Raw genomic sequence first — 18,706 nt, 5'->3', positions numbered from 1 at the left:
TCCTTCAGCGGTTCAGCCGCCAGATGCTCGTGGCCAATACGGTGGCGAATCCACACCACAGCGGGTAGGGCAGCAGGGCCCAGCCCTTTTGTGGGTCGGCGTCGACGGCGCGCCGCACCAGGTCGGCGCTGCTGGCGGTCAGCGCCGCGGCGCCCACCGCAGAGGGGCCCAGCTTGTGGTAGCGGAAGAAAAGCCAGCTCCAGCCCGCGTTGATGGCCAGGTTGACGCCGAGGGCCGCGGCGTAGTTGCGGGCTTCCGCGTCGCGCCCGTCCTCGCGGAAGCGGTCGATGGTGTTCGCGGAGGTGACCGCGATGTCGGTGTACAGGCTGGTCCAGGCGATCGGGAAGGCCACCTTGGGTGGCTGGAAACTAGGCTTGCGGAGCCGGTCGTACCAACCCGGTGTCCGGTTGGGGCTGGCGACGCTCCCGGACGCCGCAGCCGCGGTGACGGCCAGCGCGGTGCCGGCCAGAGTTGACTTATTCATGATGTCTCCCTTCGGTTTTGGCGTGATTAAGGTCAGCCGGCCACCAGATACGGTCGCCGATCAGAGCGAAGAGTGCGGGGATCACCAGGGTGCGGACGACGAAAGTGTCCAGCAGGATCCCCAGGCCGACGATGATGCCCAGTTGGGTCATCACGATCAGCGGCAGGACGCCGAGGACGCAAAAGACCGCGGCCAGAACGATTCCCGCGCTGGTGATGACGCCGCCGGTGGCCGACACCGCGCGCACCATGCCGTCCCGCGCCCCGTGCTCGGCTGCCTCCTCGCGTGCACGGGTGACCAGGAAGATGGTGTAGTCCACCCCGAGTGCGGCCAGAAAGAGGAAGGCGTAGAGCGGCGCGATGTTGTCCAGCGCCGGGAATCCGAACACATGCATGCTCGCCCAGCCGCCCAGGCCCAGCGCGGCCAGTGCGCCCAGGATCGTCGCCGCCAGCAATGTCGGCGGTGCCAGAGCGGACCTCAGCAGCGCGTACAGGACAACCAGGATCACCAGCAGGATCGCCGGTATCAGCAGGATCCGATCGTGTACCGCCGCGTCTCGCACGTCCAGCGCCTGAGCGTCCGGCCCACCCACTATGGCGTCGGGTGTCACCGCCTTGGTCGAATGTCGCAGTGCCGCAATGGTGGTGAATGCTTGCGGAGAAGACGGTGCGGCATCGGTCACCACCGACCACTTGGTCAGCCCGGTCGCCGAGGTGCCGGACGGGTTCGCTGATATGACGCCGGGAGTGCCGACGATCGCCTGCTGCACCTCCGGCGCCTTGTCGGCCGGCGCGATCACCTCGGTGGGGTTGGCCAGGCCGGCCGGAAAGTGCTGGGCCACGATGTCGAAGCCCGTCACCGAATCTGCTTTGACGCGAAACTGTTCGGTTTGGGAGAGGCCGATGCGCGTGGTCAGCAGTCCGGTGGCCAGCACGGCCAGCAGCGCGATCGTGACCGAAGCGACCAAAACCGGACGGCGCGAAACGGATTCGGCGACGCGATGCCAGATGCCGGTATCGGTGTCACTGTGCTGGGTGTCGCCGGGCTGCGGCACGAACGGCCAGAACAGCCGCCGTCCACACACGGCCAGCAGCGGCGGCAACAGCAGCAGGACCGAGACCGCCGCAACCAACAAACCGCAGGCCGCCAGCGCTCCCAGGCTGCGCGTGCTGGGCGTGGACGCGAAGATCAGGGTGAGCAGAGCCAGCACCACGGTGGCGTTGCTGGCCACGATCGCCGGCCCGGCCATCCGGACCGCGCGCCGCAACGCGTCACGGTGATCGTCATGTCGCCGGAGCTCTTGCCGGTATCGCGAAATCAGCAACAGCGCGTAATTGGTTCCGGCACCGAACACCAGCACGCTGGTGATGCCTGAGGTCGAGCCGTCGAAGGTCAACCCGGTCAGCGACGCCACCGCGACACCGACCGCACTGGCCAGGCGGTCGGCGAATCCGATCACCACCAACGGCACCAGCCACAGCACGGGCGAGCGGTAGGTGGCAATCAGGAGCAGGGCCACCACCGCCGCGGTTACCGCCAGCAGGGTGACGTTGGCGTTGCTGAACGCGTTCGCGATGTCCGCCCCGAACGCCGGTCCGCCGGTGACATGTGCGGTCATGCCGGTGGGCAGGCCTCGATTGGCGGCGGTGCGCAGCGCGTCCACCGCGTCGCTGAGGGGCAAGCCGGACAGTTCGGCGCTGACCGGCACCACCCCGATCGCCGCCTTGCCGTCGGCCGACACCAGGACCGGCGCCGCGGGTATGCCGGAATTGAGCTCCGTCTGCATCCGGTCGCGGGCGCCTTCACACGCCTGCTTCAGGGCGCCCGCACTGTCGGTGGCGGCACCGTTGACCACCACGATGAGCGGTACCCGGTCTCCACCGGGAAACTGGCTGGACAGCTTCTGCACCTTCGCCGAATCCGATTCGGTAGGCACCGACAGCGGCGCCTGCCCCGCTGCGGCATTCCCGCCCACCAGCACCATGAAACCGACGCCCAGTACGAAGACGCCGAGTGCGAGCAACCAGGAGAGTCGTCGGGTCACAGTCGCGGCAAGTCCGTCCCACACAGCACCAAGCATTTCAGTAACTGAAATATTAATCAACTGAAATTCGGTCAGAAACCAGATATGCTGCTCATCGGTATGGAACCCGACGAGCAGGCGTGCCAGCGAACCGCCCTGGAATCGCAGATCGCTGCTGATCTGCGGGAGTTGTCGTCTGAGTCCGACCAGATCGGCCGGATCTTTGCTGTCTCCCACGATGTTCGGCCGACCGATTTTCGGGCTCTGCTGCACATCATGGTCGCCGAGACAGCGGGTCAACCGATGACGTCCGGGGATCTCAGCCAGCGGATGGGTCTGTCCGGTGCGGCGATCACCTACCTCGTCGATCGCCTGATCGACTCCGGTCACATTCGGCGGGACTCCCATCCGGCGGATCGGCGCAAGGTCATCCTGCGCCACGCCGAGCCCGGTATGAACACCGCAAGATTGTTCTTCACCCCACTCGGGGAGCACACCCACGAAGCGATGGCCGATCTGCCCGACGCGGATCTGGCTGCGGCGCATCGGGTTTTCGACGCGCTGCTCGCCGCGATGCGCCGGTTTCAGGCTGAGCTGGGCCCCACCGATTCCTGATAGGCGGGCGGTTGCCCGTGTTCGGGAAGGGCGGTGAACGTCCGGCGGTGCCAAGCCGCCAGTGGTTTCGGTGCCCACCAATTGAGCCGGCCGAGCACGTGCATGAACGCGGGCACCAGCATCATGCGGATCACGGTGGCGTCCACCAGGATCGCGATCGTCAGCCCGACGGCGAACATTCGCATGAACGACACGCCGGCGGACATCAGGGCGGCGAACGAGATCGACATCAGCAGCGCCGCGGCCGTCACGACCCGACCGGTGCGAGCGATGCCCAGCGCGACGCTTTCGTCGTTGTCGGCATGGGTCTGCGATGAGGCGAGCCAGTATTCGCGGATGCGGGACAGCAGGAACACCTCGTAATCCATCGACAGCCCGAACGCGATGCAGAACATCAGCACCGGGACATTAACCGCCAAGGTCCCGGTGGGAGTCGTGCCGGCCGCGCCGAGGTGGCCTTCCTGGAAGATCCACACCAGCGCACCGAACGTCGCCGTAAGCGACAAGATGTTGAGCAGCACCGCCTTGATCGGCAGCACCACACTGCCGGACAGCAGGAACAGCAGCACCAGCATGACAATCGCAATGAAGCCGAACACCAGGGGCAAGCGCGAGGTGATGCCGCGCACGCAGTCCTGATTTGTCTGCGCCAGACCGGTGATCAGGACTTGCTTGTCCGCGGGCAGTGCGATCTGGTGAACCCGGGCCAGTTGCTGCTCGGATGCCTCGGTGTACAGCGGGGCGGTGCTGTCAATCGTGAGAAACGCTGCGCCGTCGGCCATTCCGGCTGGCGCTGAGGGTGGTCCCTTGGGCTCGCCGGCGACGAAGGTCCCGGTTGGTGAGGACACCGACGACACATCCGGCACCCGGGACAACGCGGCGGCGTAGGTGTCGAGATCCGGGCGGCTCAACCCGGTGGTGTCGGGAATGACCGCCTTGAGGCGGGTGGCCGAGTTGGACGGAAATTGCGCTCGGATCCGTTCGTTGGCCAATCGCGCGGACGACGTGTCGGGCAGGACGCGGTCGTCGGCATAGCCCCATTTGACCCCGAGGAAGGGCGTGCCCAGCGCAAGCAGCACGATAACCAGCAGTAGCCCCAGCGGTATCGCTTGTCTGATAACGAATTTCGCCAATCGGTACCAGAAGGTCTGCTCTATCGGCCGCGGAGAAGGTGTCGGCCGGCGCAGCAGGCGACGTACCAGGTGCCGTACGTCGAACGCGTCGATCCGGTTGCCGAGCAACAGCAGCACGGCCGGTGTGACCGACACGGCAGCGGCAGCGGCGAAAGCGACCACCGCGATGCCGGCATAGGCGAAAGACTTGAGGAAGTACATCGGGAAGAAGATCATTCCGAGCAGCGCCAGTGCCACCGTCATCGCCGAGAACAGGACGGTTCGCCCGGCCGTCGACATGGTTCGCACCACCGCTTCTGTAGGTGGTACTCCGTCGGCAAGTTCGTCGCGGTAGCGGCTGATAATCAGCAGGGTGTAGTCGATGGCCAGAGCGAATCCCAGTGCGACCGCGACGTTGAGTGCGAAGATTGACACGTCGGTGACCAATGCGATCCCGCGCAGGACGGCGAGTGAGCCCAGGATTGCGAAACCGCCCACCGCCACCGGCAGCGCGGCCGCCAGCACACCGCCGAAGACCCAGACCAGGGCGAGGAAACTCAACGGAATGGCGATGACTTCCATTCGGAGCAAATCTTTTTCGGTCTGCTGGTTGATTTGCGCATAGACCATGGCCGACCCACCGGCTTGTACCGTGACGCCGTCGTGTTCTCCGGCAAAACGGTCCGCCAGCGTCTGGGCGTGTTTGGCGGCGGTGTTCTCGTCACCCTTGAGTGCGGCGATGATCATCGCGGACTTGCCGTCACCACTGACCGTTCCGGGGGTGGGTTGCGGTTGCCAGGGTGAGGCCACTTGAGAGACGAACGGCGATTCAGCAAGCTGTCGTGCCAGCTCGGTGCCGACCAGGTGGCCATTGCCGGTCTTCACGCCGTTTTCCGCGCTGACGAGCAACACCAGTTCCATGTCACCTTGGTGAAAGGTGTTGGTGAGCATGGCCGATGCCCGGGCCGATTCAGAGTTGGGATCGAGGAATCCACCCCCAGACAGACTGCCGGCAGCGGGTATGCCGAAAACGGCGGCCGCAATCATCACCAGAATCGCGCCGGCGATCACCCGTCGCGGCGCGGCGACGCAGGCTCGGACAAGTCCCGACAACATGTTCCGTCCCTCGAACTTTCGCTACCAACCGAAACGACAGTTCAGTTTATTAAACATTAATCCAATGAAGCGTTGGTTGCCAGCCGAGCGAGAAATAAGGTTGCGTTACTTGCCATGTGCGACAACGAAGTTGCCGTGGAATTCACTACCCGGAGATTAGTGCTGCTACCAAACCGCGCGAATCAGCTACGGTCACCGTTAGTGCCGAATGGTCCCGGAATCCGATGACCCTGCGCAGCGGTGGCTGGAAATGAATGCATACCCCGGCGTCGGCATTGGTTCCGAAGGTCAGCCCGTCATCGGCCATCGACAGGCGCGGGCCGACGGCAGTCCACCAGCGGTACGGACCGGTGATATGCGCTTCCACCACGTGGGACAGCGGCGCTTCGGCACGCAACGGGCCGTAGCGGGCGACGAAGCGGCCGTCTTGAGTCAGCGTCACACCTTGCTCGCCGGGCCAGCGGAAGGGCAGCCAGAACGGCACCAGGCGTAGGTCGTATTCATACGGGAACGTACGGTCCAGGTGCCGTTTCGAGGCCATCGCGCTACCGCACCAACCCCGGAGCCGATCGTCGGATGGCGACGGCGTCCTCGATCATCTGCAGTGCCTCCGGTACGGATCGGACCAGGGCAAGGCCGTGGTCCTTGACCACTCGAAGGAGCGGGCCCAATGCGGGACCGCTCACCACGGAGCAGTACAGGCCGGCGGCGCGATGCTGATGGTTGAGGGCGAGCAGTTGCTGGAATCCTTCGATACCTAGGAAATCGAGGTGGCTGAGATCGACGATCAGCGGCGTGCGTGCTCTGGTGAATCGTCGGATCTCCGCGGCGATCCGCGCGGCGTTGGCGGCGTCGACGCCGCCGTCCACACGGACCACGGTGGCCAGCCGGCGGGCGTATACGAACATTTGTGCCCCATCGCAATTGACCACGTAGCGGTAGCGGGGGCGGCGTTGGTCTGGTGAATCTACAGCGTGCATCGGTGTTGCCTATCAAGTTGTGGGCGGAACCAGCGGATGAGCGGTTCCAGAGCTCAGGAATGTAGCTGCGGACTCAACTGACACCAGCCTAGACGCAATCCGGCCCGTGGGTTTCGGTGAGTGACCATGGCAACACGAGGCTTGCCGGTCATCGGGCCACCTGGGCCGGGTATTCCGCAAGCAGGAAGGGTGAACGAGTGGCGGGACGTCTTCGTTTTCCGGCTGACGCGGGCACAGCTCAAGGGGGGATAGCTTAATTGATTTAAACATTCAGTAACTTAACAAAATCGTGGATCGCGCGTATGCTCGAGACTGCCGAGGCGTACTGCCCGGGTGGTGGTTCAGCAACGACGACGCCGGTCTGAGCACTGGCTCAGTTGTGGGCGCCGGAAAATCGCGACACCATGGACTGATAGGGGAAAGAGGCCACCTTGTTGAAATCGATTGGTGCAGTGGTGGGGCAATTCGCCGAAGCCGCCGGCATGGTCGTGGGCTACCGGCACGGCATTGAGGAGCCTGCTCACACCACCGAGAAGCTCACCCGCGACGTGGAGATCCGTCATTACGGCGATCGGATCGCGGCTCAGACGACCGTTGTGGCCGACGAGGAGTCGGCACGCAATGTCGGGTTCCGCCGGCTCGCGCGCTATATCTTCGGCGCGAACAACAATCGCGACAAGATCGCGATGACCGCGCCGGTGGCGCAGGAATCCCGCACCAAGGGCGAATGGGTGATTCAATTCTTCATGCCGTCGCACAAAACCATGGACACCCTTCCCGCGCCGGACGAAGGCGACGTCAAGTTGGTGAACGTGCCGCCCGCGACCGTCGCGGTGCACAAATTCAGCGGCATCCCCACCAAGCGCTCCGTCGAGTCCCACACCAAACAGCTGATGAACACCTTGGGGGAGTTGGGATTCGAGGCGACGGACTCCCCGGCGGCCTGGTTCTACGACCCGCCGTGGACGGTTCCTGCCTTGCGCCGCAACGAGATCGCCGTACCGGTCAAACCCAGGAGTGAGGTCTGAGTGTTGCTGACCGCTAGGGCCGGAGTTCCGTGATGGCGCAGCCGCGCGAGATGGCGACCCGCAAGCTGCGTCACATCGACGTGTGCCTGGACGGGGACGTGAACTATCACGGGGTCACTACGGGCCTGGAACGGTATCGGCTTCCCTACAACGCGCTGACACAGACCAATCTGGCCGACATCGACTTGTCGGCGCAGTTCCTCGGGTGCCCGTTGCGTGCGCCGGTGCTGGTGGGCGCCATGACCGGAGGTGCCGAGCTGTCGGGCACCATCAACCGGAATCTGGCGACCGCCGCGCAGCGGCTGGGCATCGGAATGATGCTCGGCTCTCAGCGGGTGATGTTGGAAAGTGCCCTGGGCGAGCAGGCCGCGCCGAGCTTCGCCGTGCGCGACGTGGCCCCAGATGTGTTGTTGGTGGGGAACATCGGACTGTCCCAGTTCGTCAAGGACGCGATACCGGAGATCAATGCGGCGCTCCACCGGGTGGGTGCCAATGCACTTGCGGTGCATACCAATCCACTGCAAGAGGCGATGCAGCACAACGGCGACACCGACTTTGCGGGATCTCTGGACCGGCTGCACGACCTGATCCCGATGCTGGATTACCCGGTGTTGTTGAAGGAAGTCGGCCATGGCCTCGGCGCCACCGCGGTTGCCGAACTGCTGCGCTCGACCGGAGAACCGCCGGTGGCGGCCATCGACGTGGCAGGGGCCGGCGGGACGTCGTGGTCGCGGGTTGAGCAGCTGGTCCGCTATGGCGAACTGCGCTACCCGGATCTGGCCGACTGGGGTATACCCACGGCGCAAGCGCTGCTGGAGGTGCGTGCGGCGCTTCCGCGCATCCCGCTGGTCGCCTCGGGTGGTATCCGGACCGGTATGGACGCGGCGAAAGCGCTCGCCCTGGGCGCCGACGTGGTGGCGGTCGCCCGCCCCCTGCTCACCTCCGCGATCGAGTCGGCCGATGCGGCAACCGCGTGGCTGCAGAGCTTCATCGACGAACTGCGCGTCTGCCTGCACGGATGTGGTGCGGCCGATCTGCCTTCGCTGCGCACGCTCGGCGCGCTGCCTGTCAGCTAGGCTCACGCATGGCCATCATTCTGGCTTACGGTTCGCCCGCGCTGGGTCATCTCTATCCGATGGCCGCACTGCTGCAGGAGTTGAGTGCCCGCGGGCACCAGGTGCATCTGCGCACCATGAGCAGCGAAGTCGTCGCCATGCGGGCGCTTGGCGTGAAGACCGATCCGGTGGATCCGCGAATCGAAGCCATCGTGGGCGATGATTGGCTGGCGCACAACGCTTTAGGAGTTCTCAAGCGGTCGATCGACGTGCTCTGCCGACGGGCCGTTTTCGAGGTGGACGATCTCAGATGCGCGATCGCCGAGACAGCGCCCGATGCGGTGATCGTCGATGCGAATTGCTGGGGCGCGATGTCGGCGGCCGACGTCAGTGGGTTGCCGTGGGCGGTGTTCTCACCGTTCACGCCCTATCTCCATTCGCGGACGGCGCCACCGTTCGGACCCGGCCTGCGACCGCTGCCGGGAGTGATCGGGCGGGTCCGGGACGCCTCGATGCGGCCCTTCGTCAGGTACCTGTTCGATCGCCCGATGTTGCCGCGGATCAACGCGCTCCGCGCCGAACTGGGCGCGCCGCTGATCAATTCGGTGGACGCCTTGATGAGGCGGGCGCCGCTGCTGTTGGCGGTCGGAGGCGAGCCGTTCGAGTATCCACACCCGGACTGGTCCGACACGGTGCACTTCATCGGTGCGTGCGTGTTCGAGCAGACGGTGTCGGCTGCTCCGGACTGGCTGGATGCGGTCGAGCGGCCCATCGTGCTGGTGAGTACCTCCTCGATCGCCCAGGCCGACGCGAAGTTGGGTCACGTCGCGCTGAAGGCACTGGCCGACGAACCCGTTCACGTCGTAGCGACCTTCCCGGCCGGCGTGCCGGCGGGCCTTCCCCGGACGTCGAACGCGACGGTGTGTCAGTTCGTGCCGCACGGGCCGGTGCTCGAGCGGGCCGCGTGTGTCGTCACACATGGCGGCATGGGGACCACCGTGAAGGCGCTGAACCGGGGTGTACCGGTCTGCGTGGTGCCCTTCGCCCGGGACCAGGGCGAGGTCGCGCGTCGCGTGCAGATGGCCGGATGTGGCACCCGGCTACCACCCAAGCGGCTGACACCGGCACGACTGCGGGCCGCGGTGCTCAGAGCGGCGACGATGACGGACGGGGCGCGGCGGGTGGCCGCCGGGTTCGCCGCGACCGGGGGCGTGGCGCGGGGCGCCGATCTGATCGAGCAGCGGTTGCTCTCAGCGTCGCGGCACGTCGGACCGGGCGGCCCCCTGCCGCCGGCGGGCGGTCGAAGCGCTTCGTCCGAGTTCCGCTGATTCCTCGTGGTGCTCCACGTCGGCTAGTTCGTCCTCGAACGTGGCCATCGCGTCGATCATCGCCAGGAACACCCGGTGCGCTGCCACCAGGTCCTTGTCCGGCATGTCGGCCAGGGCCGCCCTGATGTGTGCGCCGAGGGGGCTGAAGAACGTGTGGGCCAGACTCATGCCGCGCGTCTCGTAGCGCAAGAGCCACTTGCGGCGGTCGTCGGGGTCGGGCTCGCGCCGGATGTGGCCGGCCTCGATCATCCGGTCGACCAGGTAGGTGATGGCCGGTGGCGATACGTCCATCCGCTGCCGCAATTCCGCCAGGGTGAGCGGCTTACCCGCGGTTTCGGCCACCATGATGTGCAGCAGGGCGTGGAAATCGCTATTGCTGACGGCGTTGACGCGGGCGTAGTGCCGTCCGACCCGATCAGAACGGGCGGTGATCGCGCGAATGTCGGCCGAGAGCTGCCTCTCCAGCTCCGCCCGCCTCGGCGGCGGCTCAGTTGCGCCGCGCTTGGTCACCTACCCGCACCCCTTCATCAACCACTCAGAGTACGGCGTTCCCGCCCGATGGTGCGTTAGCCGGTACCCCCGGCTTTAGCTCGGGGTCGGGTCGTGGTTCCGCGAAGGGCGTTCGAGCGGTGCCGCGTGCAGTGGTCGTCGCGCGCGATCGTCAGCTTTTCTTCAGCGCATCCGGCTTGTGCACCGCGTCTTTACCGGTCTTGTCGCTGCGCACCTGGTACTGCGGGTCGTCCTTGGAGGCCCGCACGGTGCGGCCCGCCGCCTCGGTGTCCGAGGTGATCTTCCGTTCCACGGTGCCTTCGACGGTGTTGCCGTGGCTCTTCCATTCGACCTTGTCGCCCTTGCGCAGATTGTCGTCGCTCACCTGAGCTCGCTTCCGTCGTTTCTCAGGCGGGTACCCGCCGGCCCTGGATCAGTAACGCGATCCAGGAGAGCGCGGCCGCGGCGAACGCCAGTCCTTGCGCAATGCCGGTGCGGTTGGAAGGCAGGACGGCACCGTCTACGTAGCGGCCGATGAAGCCGTTCTCCGGCAAGGCGCCCATGCCGGCCCGGGCGCGCGCCCAGTCTTCCAGGGTGGTCAACGGGCACCGAAGATCCAGCGTGACCACCGCGACTCCCCAGCAGACGGTCGGAAGGTGCAGCCAGAAGGTGCGCCGCCAGCGCAATGCCAGGAAGCCGCCGCTCGGCAGGTAGGCGAGGTAGGCGAAGTGCGCGGCTGCGGTGGCGATCACAAGGGCGAAATATCTTCTCTTCATCGCTGATTCAGCCTAGATGACTGGGCAGCGGTGCGCGGGTCAGTCGCCGCTTCGCAGCCGGTACCGGCGTTCGGCGTAGGCCAGGTCGTCGCGCCACAGGCGGTTGGCCGCGTAGCGCATCAGCGGTGCCACCAGGGGCGCCACCGAAAGAGCCGCTTTGAACCCCGGGCGCTGCGAATGTGCGACGACCGCTTCGATCACGGCGACGCGGGGATGCCCGTCGGGCCCCGGACCGATTGGGGTGGCGTGAGTTTCGACGACGCTGCCGGCGCCCTCGCCTTCGACGATGCGCATCACGATGGTGCGCGCATCGGGGCAGGTGAATTCGGCGATGGTCGGCACACCGAAGCGCCCGACCCGGAAGGTGACCGAGACGACGAATCGGTCGTCCTCCTCGGTCGGGGTGGTGAGCACCTCGAGCCGGGTGAACGAGTAGGGGTGGAACCAGCTGCCGTGCCAGGGGTCGAGGCGGTTGGCGATGATGTCCTGCGGTTCGCAGGTGCCGTCGACGCGGGCGACGGCGGGCAGCGTGGTTCCGGTGGGCCGTTCCGGGATGACCGGCACGTCCCGCGGTGTTTCCCCGCCGACAGCGTCCAGCCGCACCCAGGCCAGCACGCCGTCGTCGTAACTCGGCAGTGGTGCCCAGCCCAACTTGCACGAATTGCCTTCCAGCGCCAGCCCATGCCAGCGGCAGAACAACACCCCGTCGGCGACCGTGCCGGTGGCCAAATCTGCGCCCAGATGCGGACAGCTCGCCGGACCCACCGTCAGATGACCGAGCCGATCGCGCCAGGCGACGAGTTCGACGCCGGCCACGCGCGCGCCGAGTGGACGAGTGCTGCGCACGTCAGTGCTGGCCGCGAACACGTACCAGTTCCCGGTGGGCCGGCGCTGCGACCGTTCCAGGGCGGCATTGATGATCGACGGTTGGGCCTGGCCGTAGGTCGGACGCTGCTGCGTCCACGCCGCACGTGGAACCAGCTGCAGCGGCCAGTCTTTGGGCCACCGGTCGCGGAACTGATCGCCGACGCTCATGCGCGCCCTCTAATTTGGCGCAGCGCCAGCGATCTCAGCAATGCCGACCGGCCCCGGGTGGGAACGGTGAGCAGGTCGTGACCGGACACACCCCACCGCGCCAGCAGTTGGTTGGCGGCGACCCAGCCGGTGGTGGCGGCACGCTCCATCAGCGCCACCGGCAGGTCCACCCGGATGCCGTCGCCGGCCAGCACCAAATTGGGTTGCGGTGTGGCCACAGTGGGGCGGCGGGTGTAGGTGCCCGGGGTGAACAACGGGCAGTCGCTTCGGCGCAGCACGCGTTCCTCCACCACCGTGGCACCGGCGGTCTCCGGGTAGAGCTTGTGCAACTGCTCGATCGCCGCTTCGCTGGGAGTCGCGGAATCCATTGCATAGGAGTGCAATTCAACGACAGAGCCACCGGTACGGCGGGCCCAGGCGGCGGCCTCGGCCTCGTAGCGGTCCAGCACGCTGATGTTGTCGAGTGGGGGATGGCCGGCCGTACCCAGGAACGGAGCCCGGTCCGGCCTGACCGGGCGGTCGAGCCACAGCCGGTGAACCACAAACGAAGGCGCGGTGCGCAGCCGCCGTATCTGCGCTCGCCACAGGTCGTTCCCGAGGTCGGGCGAGGTGGCGACAATCTGTTGCAGGCCAGCAACATCGAGCGCGAGCACCACCGCGTCGGCGGCCAGGGAATCGTCGGCGGTGTGCACCCGGAAACCGCCGTCGACGGTCTCGACGCGCTGCACCGGCGCGCCGACCCGGAAGCGGGCACCGCGTCCTTCGAGATACTTCCGCAACGGATTCCACAGGCCGACATCGAAATTGGCGTTCGCGACGTCGAAGATCAGGCCCTCGCTGGAGCCCAGGAAGTAGATGTGGAACATGGTCGCCAGTTCCCCGGCCGAGAGTTGCGTCGGCTCGGCGAAGAAGCTGCGCGAGAACACCTCGAAGGCGAGGTGGCGCGCCGACTCCGGAAAGTTGATGCTTTTCAGGAATGTCTCGGCGTCGAGGTGATCCAGCTGGTGATAGATCTCGGGAACCGATACCGCGGCCAGCGGCGCCGACGCGCGGGCGTCGATGCGCGCGAGGTCGGAGAGCCGGAACGTCGGGCTGCGCAGCGCGAACACGAGTGCGTTCCAGGGCGGTGTGCGGGGCAGTCCGCGAAAGGTGTCGCGCCGGCCCGCGCCATCGATCAACGGGTAGTCGGTGACCGGTGTGAGCATGCGCAGCTGGGGGTCCACCCTGCTCAGCAGCGCCCGCAAGTTGTAGTACTGGCGGAAGAAGGCGTGGAATCCCCGGTTCATCGGGGTTTCGGTGCCGTCGGTCTGTTCGGTCCAGCCGCCGACCCGCCCGCCGAGATAGGACTCCTTCTCCACCACCTCGACGTCGACGCCGCGCTCGGCCAGTCCGGTGGCAGCGGCCAGGCCGGCGATCCCGGCTCCGACGACAACGACGCGCGGGCGCGACGCCAGCGAGGTGGCGTCGGCCAGCCCGGGCGTTGCCGAGTGTCGTTCGCGGCGTCGGTCGGTCACAGCGGCACCTCCCCGATAAAGGTATGGACGATGTTGCGTTCCCAGCCTGGCATGGTTTCGCCGCGGACTGCAGTGAAACCTGCATCGGACATCCGCTGCCGGAAACGCTGCGCCCCGTCGAAACTCAGGACGCTGCGCCACAGGTGCCGATACAGGGTGGTGCTGCGGGTCCGCAACCAGCCCGACGGGATGATGATGCCCCAGCACACCGCGTGCCAGATCCTGATGGCGGCGCGGGAATCGCGCACCGAGTACTCGTGCACCGCCAATGTCCCGCCCGGCCGCAACATTTCGGCGAAGGCGCGCAACTGGCTGTCCGGGTCGGCGAGGTTGCGCAGCAGGTAGGCCGCCAGGATGCCGTCGAACGGGCCGGTGATTCCGTGGTCGCCGAGTTCCTCGATGGGGGTGTGCACGAACCGAACCGACGCCGGCCACGACTTGGCGCGCGCCGCCTCGAGCATGCCGGCCGAGGCGTCGACGGCGACGATCTCGGCTTCCGGCGCCACCGAGAGCAGGGCGGCCGTCGACGCTCCGGTGCCGCACCCGGCATCGAGCAGTCGCAGACCGCGGCCGTTGTCCGGTAGGCCCATGCGCTGCGCTGAACGCCGCAGGTTGCTGTGGTAGCCGGGGTTGGCCCCGACCAGCCGGTCGTAGGCGTCGGCGCCGACGTCGAACGCGTCTGGGACGTCGCCGCGGGCAAGACCTGCTTTATCCATCATCACCGCCGTACACGTTGATACTCCCACAGCAGCAACACCCCAGTGACGAGCGCGAAGCCGAACAGGAAGTCCTCGACCGGAATGTCGAAGGGAAATCTCAGGCCGCTGGTCTGCCGTTCGTCGTAGATGACCACCGGCGCGCTGAGCTTTGTCAACCAGCCGTCGACCGGAACCTGGAAGCCCAGCACGATCACCATCGACAACCAGTAGGCCAGTTTCCGGAACAGGCCGGTACGCAACACCGTGAATTCCAGTGCGCACACCGCCAGCACAGACACCACGGCCGGAACGGTGTAACCCAGTCCGGTCATCGGCGTCTGCTCCAGGCGAGGATGGTGCTCACCGCGCTGTAGGTGAGCAACCCGCAGATCGGAATCACCACGAAGAACAGCACCTCCTCGATGGGTATGCGAGGCGGCATCTCGATGCCCGTGATGTATTCGCCGTTGTACCACCATATTCCGGCGGCGATCGCGATGGCGTCCCACACCAGGAACACCGCCGCGAACGGCACCAGCGCGCGCAACAGGCGGCCGGGCTGGCGGTACACGCCCTTGCCGAACACTTCCAGCGGCAACGTGATCAGCAGACACAGGCCCAGCACGATCAGGTACTGCCAATGGTCGCTCACGCGGCACCGGGCTTCCGGCTTTCGGGCAGAGATCGACGGATACGCCAGGACTGGAACAGCGCACCGCCGGCCACCTGGATGCGGCGCGCCTTGCCCACGGTGGCGCGGTGGGTGAACACGGCGAAGTCGCTGTCTTCGATACGGTCCAGAATCTCCGAATAGAGCGTCAACGCCGTTGCCACACACGGACGTGAACGTGGTGCCAGCAACGGAATGCCCTGCGCGGCAAAGCTGTAGATCTCTCGGGTGATCTTGTGCTGCTCGGCCAGCGCGTCCCGAACCCGCGCATCGGTGCGGCGGTGCATGTGACACCACAGCATCAACTCGCGGTCTACTCCGTGAGCGGCCAGTTCGTCGGCGGGCAGATAGATCCGGTCGCGCAACAGATCTTCGTCGACGTCCCGCAGGAAGTTCGTCAACTGGAAGGCGCGCCCCAATGCTTCGGCGTACGGTGCCGCCTCGTCGGTGTCGGTGACCGTTCCCAGGACCGGAAGCACTTGCAGGCCAATGACTTCTGCCGAACCGCGCATATAGCGGTTGAGCGCGTCGCGATCCGGATAGGCGGTGACGGTGAGGTCCATGCGCATGGAGTCGAGGAAGTCCACGAACAGCTCGGCCGGAATCCGGTAGCGGTTCACCGTGTGGTCGACCGCTGTGAGCACCGGCTCGTCGCGCTGCTCGCCGCCGGCGAAGAACCGGTCCGACAGCAGCTGCAGCCGGGCCGCCCGTGCCGCCGCGTCGAGGTTCGGATTGAACTCATCGAGAATGTCGTCGGCCAGGCGGGCGAAGGCGTACAGCGCGTGGATCGCCGGACGCTGGTCGGGAGCCAGCAAGCGGGTCGCCAGGAAATAGGTGCGGCCGTTCTGCGCCGCGATCTTGCGGCAACTGCGATACGCCGCGCGCAATCCGGGGTCGTCGATGCCCGCCGCGTCGAGCTCGGTGCGGATCATCGCGACCGGGCTTTCAGATCCAGGTGCGTCGAATCCCGGTCCGCCACCCCGGTGACGCGGTCGGCCGCCAATCGTCCGGATATCAAGGTGGTCGGCACCCCCACACCTGGGGTGGTCGACGAACCGGCCAGCACCGCGTTGTCGATACCGCGCACCATGTTCGAGGGCCGGAACGGTCCGGTCTGAGCGAACGTGTGCGCCAGCGCGAACGGGGTGCCCGCCAACATGCCGGCGCGTGCCCAGTCGGCGGGAGTGTCCACGTGCAGCACCTCGGCATCCTCGCGCAGCCCCGGTAACAGTCGCTGCTCCACCGCATCCAGCATGGTCTGAGCGTAGGGGCCGGCGGTGTTCGACCAGTCCACGCGTCCCCGGTCCAGGTTGGGCGCCGGCGCGAGGATGTAGAGCAGATCGCGACCCGGCGGTGCCAGGCCGGGATCGCTGGCCGTCGGCCGCGTCACCAGCAGCGACGGATCCCGCATCAGGCGGCCGTCGTCGATGATGTCGGTGAACGTCTGGTCCCACGAGTCGCCGAACAGGATGGTGTGGTGCGCCGGAGGCGGTTCGATGGCGCGGCAACCCACGTGCATCACCACGGCCGACGGCGCCGCGCGGAACTTCAGCGGGCGCCTGGGCCGCCGGCCCAGCAACTCGTACGTCAGCGGTAGCTCGGTGGTCAGCACCACCGCGTCGCAGGCGATCCGGTCGCCCTCAGCGGTGATCACCGCGTTGACGCGGTCACCGTTGCGCTCCAGGGAGGTGACGGGGGACCCGTACCGGAATTGCACCCCGGCGTCCTGGGCTGCGGCGGCAAGCGCGTCGGGCAGGGCCCGCACGCCGCCACGCGGGAAGAACACTCCCGACACCGTGTCCATGTAGGCGATCACCGCATACACGGCCAGCGCGTCCTTTGGCGCGACGCCCGCGTACAGGGCTTGGAAGGTGAACACCCGCCGCAGCCTGGGGTCGCTGATGTAGCGCTTGACCATCGTCTCCCAGCGGCGGAAGCCGCCGAGTCCGGCGAGCCGGGCCAGCTGCGGCGTCACCATCGACAACGGCGAATCGAAGTTGGAGGCGATGAAACCGTCGAACTCCGTCCGGTAGAGGCGGTCCAGCCAGTCCCGCAGCGCCCGGTAGCCGGCGGCTTCCTGCGGCCCGGCGAATTCCCGGACCGAAGCGGTCATCCGCTCGGCGTCTGTGTGGACGTCGAGGGCGGCGCCGTCGGCGAAAATGGACCGATAGGCCGGGTCGACAGGCAGCAGGTCAAGACGCTGCGACAGGGATTCCCCGACGGCGGCGAAGGCCTCGTCGATGAGGTCGGGCATGGTCAGCACCGTTGGACCGGTGTCGATCAGGTAGCCGCCGATATCGCGGCGACCGGCTCGCCCGCCGGGCCACGGCTCGCGCTCGACCACGGTGACGTCACGGCCCCGGCCCGCTAGATGCAATGCGGCCGAAAGTCCGGAAAGTCCCGCTCCCACCACCACGACCCGATCGGTCCGGCCTCGCACCGTACGCATCAGCACCCCTTCCCTGGGATCATGCGGCACGCCTCGTGCAGACGCCGGCCATGCTGGCCAGCGCTCCGTTGATCGGGCCGTCGATTCCGCTGCTGTCCAACGCCTTCTGAGCTATCTCCACGCGATCGCTGATGAGTTCCTCGATGCGCTGCACCGCTCCGGTCGCGAAGATCAGGGAGCGCCAATGCTCGAGGTCCGCGTCGGTGAGGTGGTTGCTTTCCACCAGCTCCCCGAATTGCCGTCGCGTCGAGGCATCGGCGAGTTCATAGGCCGCGACCATCAGGCTGGTGGCCTTGCGTTCGAGCAGATCACCGCCGTTGGGCTTGCCGGTGGTGTCCGGCGCGCCGAAGACGCCGAGGATGTCGTCGCGCAGTTGGAACGCTTCGCCGACGGCGCTGCCGTATTCGCCCAGCCGTGCCAGGGTGTGCTCACTGCAGCCGGCCATGGCGGCCCCGATCTCCAGTGGCCGGCGCACGGTGTAATTGCCGGATTTCAGCCGCGCGACGTTCAGCACTGCATCCAAGGTGGGGAGTCTGCGGATGTCCAGGGTCAGGTCCGCGAACTGGCCGACCGCCAGCTCGGTGCGCATCGCGTCGTAGCGCGGCCAGGCCCGCTGCAGCTGGTGGCGGCTCAGCCCGCAGTCACGCAGCATCTGTTCGGCCCAGATCAGGCACAGGTCACCGAGGAGCACCGCCGCGGACTCGCCGAACCGGCGAGACGAGCCGGACATCCCGCGCTGGCGGTGCCAGCGCTCGAACTGGATGTGTGCGGCCGGCAGCCCGCGCCGCGACGGTGAGTCATCCATCACATCGTCCTGCAGCAGAGCAAAAGCGTGTAGCAATTCTAAGCTCGCGGTCGCCGAAAGGGCCGCTTCGCTGGCCGGGGCACCGGACAGCCAGCCCAGGTACATAAAGGTCGACCGCAGGCATTTGCCGCCGCGGACGAACTCCAGCAGGACCTCACCAGCGGAATCGACGCCGCAATCAACCAGGGTGTCGGTGCAGCGGGCCGCGACGAACGTCTCGACCTGGTCCAGGACCGCCTGGCGCAGGTTTTTCCGCCAATCGTCGAACTGGTCGGCTGCAGACAGGCCCGCCGCACCCTGACGGGCTTCCGCGAGCGCCACCCGCGGAAATTCTCGTACATCTCCCACAGCGACTCCCTCGACACTGTCAGCCGCTGATACCGGACGGCTCAGATTCACGCGCTGGTACCCCCTTGACGAGATGCCAAACCACGGGCTGGTCGCGGTGGCCGGGTCGGATAATTATCTTCACTTATTTAATCGTTAACTTAATGAATGACTCTCAGGTCCGCCAGTCGTGCGGGTCGGC

General features: G+C 66.7%; 20 protein-coding genes. 4 read left to right on the top strand and 16 right to left on the bottom strand.

Annotation, left to right across the window (positions count from 1 at the left end; all coding sequences use genetic code 11):
* Positions 1-4 precede the first annotated feature (4 nt).
* Entirely contained in the window at positions 5-484 is a 480-nt protein-coding gene (locus QXH22_RS04410; RefSeq protein ID WP_306274997.1) for a TspO/MBR family protein, read from the bottom strand.
* Positions 477-2,564: an MMPL family transporter gene (locus tag QXH22_RS04405; RefSeq protein WP_306241527.1), complete on the bottom strand. Its 2,088-nt coding sequence runs from the start codon at positions 2,562-2,564 to the stop codon at positions 477-479. Before QXH22_RS04405 ends, QXH22_RS04410 begins: the two co-directional genes overlap by 8 nt.
* A gap of 48 nt (positions 2,565-2,612) precedes the next feature.
* Here QXH22_RS04405 and QXH22_RS04400 point away from each other — a divergent pair, with 48 nt between their 5' ends.
* Positions 2,613-3,122, top strand: coding sequence for a MarR family winged helix-turn-helix transcriptional regulator (locus QXH22_RS04400; RefSeq protein WP_306241526.1), 510 nt, complete (start codon positions 2,613-2,615; stop codon positions 3,120-3,122).
* On the opposite strand, the gene QXH22_RS04395 is transcribed toward QXH22_RS04400, so the two are convergent.
* From QXH22_RS04395 to QXH22_RS04385, 3 genes are all read right to left on the bottom strand, one after another.
* Positions 3,092-5,350, bottom strand: a complete 2,259-nt coding sequence (locus QXH22_RS04395) for an MMPL family transporter (RefSeq protein ID WP_306274996.1) — start codon at positions 5,348-5,350, stop codon at positions 3,092-3,094. The genes QXH22_RS04400 and QXH22_RS04395 overlap by 31 nt on opposite strands.
* 145 nt (positions 5,351-5,495) lie before the next feature.
* Complete coding sequence (locus QXH22_RS04390) at positions 5,496-5,891, bottom strand: hypothetical protein (protein WP_306274995.1); 396 nt, start codon at positions 5,889-5,891, stop codon at positions 5,496-5,498.
* 4 nt (positions 5,892-5,895) lie between these two features.
* A complete protein-coding gene (locus QXH22_RS04385; protein WP_306274994.1) occupies positions 5,896-6,258 on the bottom strand; it encodes an STAS domain-containing protein in 363 nt (120 codons plus the stop codon).
* A gap of 503 nt (positions 6,259-6,761) precedes the next feature.
* Here QXH22_RS04385 and QXH22_RS04380 point away from each other — a divergent pair.
* Genes QXH22_RS04380 through QXH22_RS04370 form a run of 3 tightly spaced genes read left to right on the top strand, consistent with a single transcriptional unit; the run spans position 6,762 to position 9,741 of the window.
* Entirely contained in the window at positions 6,762-7,358 is a 597-nt protein-coding gene (locus tag QXH22_RS04380) for a heme-binding protein (RefSeq protein ID WP_306241522.1), read from the top strand.
* Between the two features lie 32 nt (positions 7,359-7,390).
* Positions 7,391-8,434 carry a type 2 isopentenyl-diphosphate Delta-isomerase gene (gene fni / locus QXH22_RS04375; protein ID WP_306241521.1) on the top strand — a complete coding sequence of 348 codons (1,044 nt, stop codon included), beginning with the start codon at positions 7,391-7,393 and terminating at the stop codon, positions 8,432-8,434.
* An 8-nt stretch (positions 8,435-8,442) separates the two neighbouring features.
* On the top strand, positions 8,443-9,741 hold the full coding sequence (locus QXH22_RS04370) for a glycosyltransferase (RefSeq protein ID WP_306274993.1): 1,299 nt from the start codon (positions 8,443-8,445) through the stop codon (positions 9,739-9,741).
* Here the strand turns inward: QXH22_RS04370 and QXH22_RS04365 are convergent.
* From QXH22_RS04365 to QXH22_RS04315, 11 genes are all read right to left on the bottom strand, one after another.
* Entirely contained in the window at positions 9,664-10,251 is a 588-nt protein-coding gene (locus QXH22_RS04365) for a MarR family winged helix-turn-helix transcriptional regulator (RefSeq protein ID WP_306241519.1), read from the bottom strand. The genes QXH22_RS04370 and QXH22_RS04365 overlap by 78 nt on opposite strands.
* A gap of 151 nt (positions 10,252-10,402) precedes the next feature.
* A complete protein-coding gene (locus QXH22_RS04360; RefSeq protein WP_306241518.1) occupies positions 10,403-10,615 on the bottom strand; it encodes a DUF2945 domain-containing protein in 213 nt (70 codons plus the stop codon).
* A 22-nt stretch (positions 10,616-10,637) separates the two neighbouring features.
* Positions 10,638-11,006, bottom strand: a complete 369-nt coding sequence (locus tag QXH22_RS04355; protein ID WP_306241517.1) for a DUF2784 domain-containing protein — start codon at positions 11,004-11,006, stop codon at positions 10,638-10,640.
* A gap of 39 nt (positions 11,007-11,045) precedes the next feature.
* The gene (locus tag QXH22_RS04350) at positions 11,046-12,041 is read right to left on the bottom strand and encodes a DUF5914 domain-containing protein (protein WP_306241516.1); all 996 of its coding nucleotides are present in this window, start codon (positions 12,039-12,041) and stop codon (positions 11,046-11,048) included.
* Positions 12,038-13,555 (bottom strand): NAD(P)/FAD-dependent oxidoreductase, encoded by a 1,518-nt coding sequence (locus QXH22_RS04345; protein WP_306241515.1) that lies wholly within the window; start codon positions 13,553-13,555, stop codon positions 12,038-12,040. The genes QXH22_RS04350 and QXH22_RS04345 overlap by 4 nt, the downstream gene beginning before the upstream one ends.
* The gene (locus QXH22_RS04340) at positions 13,552-14,271 is read right to left on the bottom strand and encodes a class I SAM-dependent methyltransferase (RefSeq protein ID WP_306241514.1); all 720 of its coding nucleotides are present in this window, start codon (positions 14,269-14,271) and stop codon (positions 13,552-13,554) included. The genes QXH22_RS04345 and QXH22_RS04340 overlap by 4 nt, the downstream gene beginning before the upstream one ends.
* A 2-nt stretch (positions 14,272-14,273) precedes the next feature.
* Positions 14,274-14,585: a lycopene cyclase domain-containing protein gene (locus QXH22_RS04335; RefSeq protein ID WP_065047943.1), complete on the bottom strand. Its 312-nt coding sequence runs from the start codon at positions 14,583-14,585 to the stop codon at positions 14,274-14,276.
* Positions 14,582-14,905 carry a lycopene cyclase domain-containing protein gene (locus tag QXH22_RS04330; protein WP_306241513.1) on the bottom strand — a complete coding sequence of 108 codons (324 nt, stop codon included), beginning with the start codon at positions 14,903-14,905 and terminating at the stop codon, positions 14,582-14,584. Before QXH22_RS04330 ends, QXH22_RS04335 begins: the two co-directional genes overlap by 4 nt.
* Positions 14,902-15,855, bottom strand: coding sequence for a phytoene/squalene synthase family protein (locus QXH22_RS04325; RefSeq protein ID WP_306241512.1), 954 nt, complete (start codon positions 15,853-15,855; stop codon positions 14,902-14,904). Before QXH22_RS04325 ends, QXH22_RS04330 begins: the two co-directional genes overlap by 4 nt.
* Positions 15,852-17,372, bottom strand: coding sequence for a phytoene desaturase family protein (gene crtI, locus QXH22_RS04320; protein ID WP_306274992.1), 1,521 nt, complete (start codon positions 17,370-17,372; stop codon positions 15,852-15,854). The genes QXH22_RS04325 and crtI overlap by 4 nt, the downstream gene beginning before the upstream one ends.
* Before the next feature lie 19 nt (positions 17,373-17,391).
* Positions 17,392-18,498, bottom strand: coding sequence for a polyprenyl synthetase family protein (locus tag QXH22_RS04315; protein ID WP_371934206.1), 1,107 nt, complete (start codon positions 18,496-18,498; stop codon positions 17,392-17,394).
* Positions 18,499-18,706: the final 208 nt, after the last annotated feature.

Source organism: Mycobacterium sp. TY814, from assembly GCF_030755175.1.
Taxonomy (GTDB): Bacteria; Actinomycetota; Actinomycetes; order Mycobacteriales; family Mycobacteriaceae; genus Mycobacterium.
The sequence above is the reverse complement of the archived record's forward strand: the minus strand, read 5'-3'. Positions and strand labels throughout refer to the sequence as shown.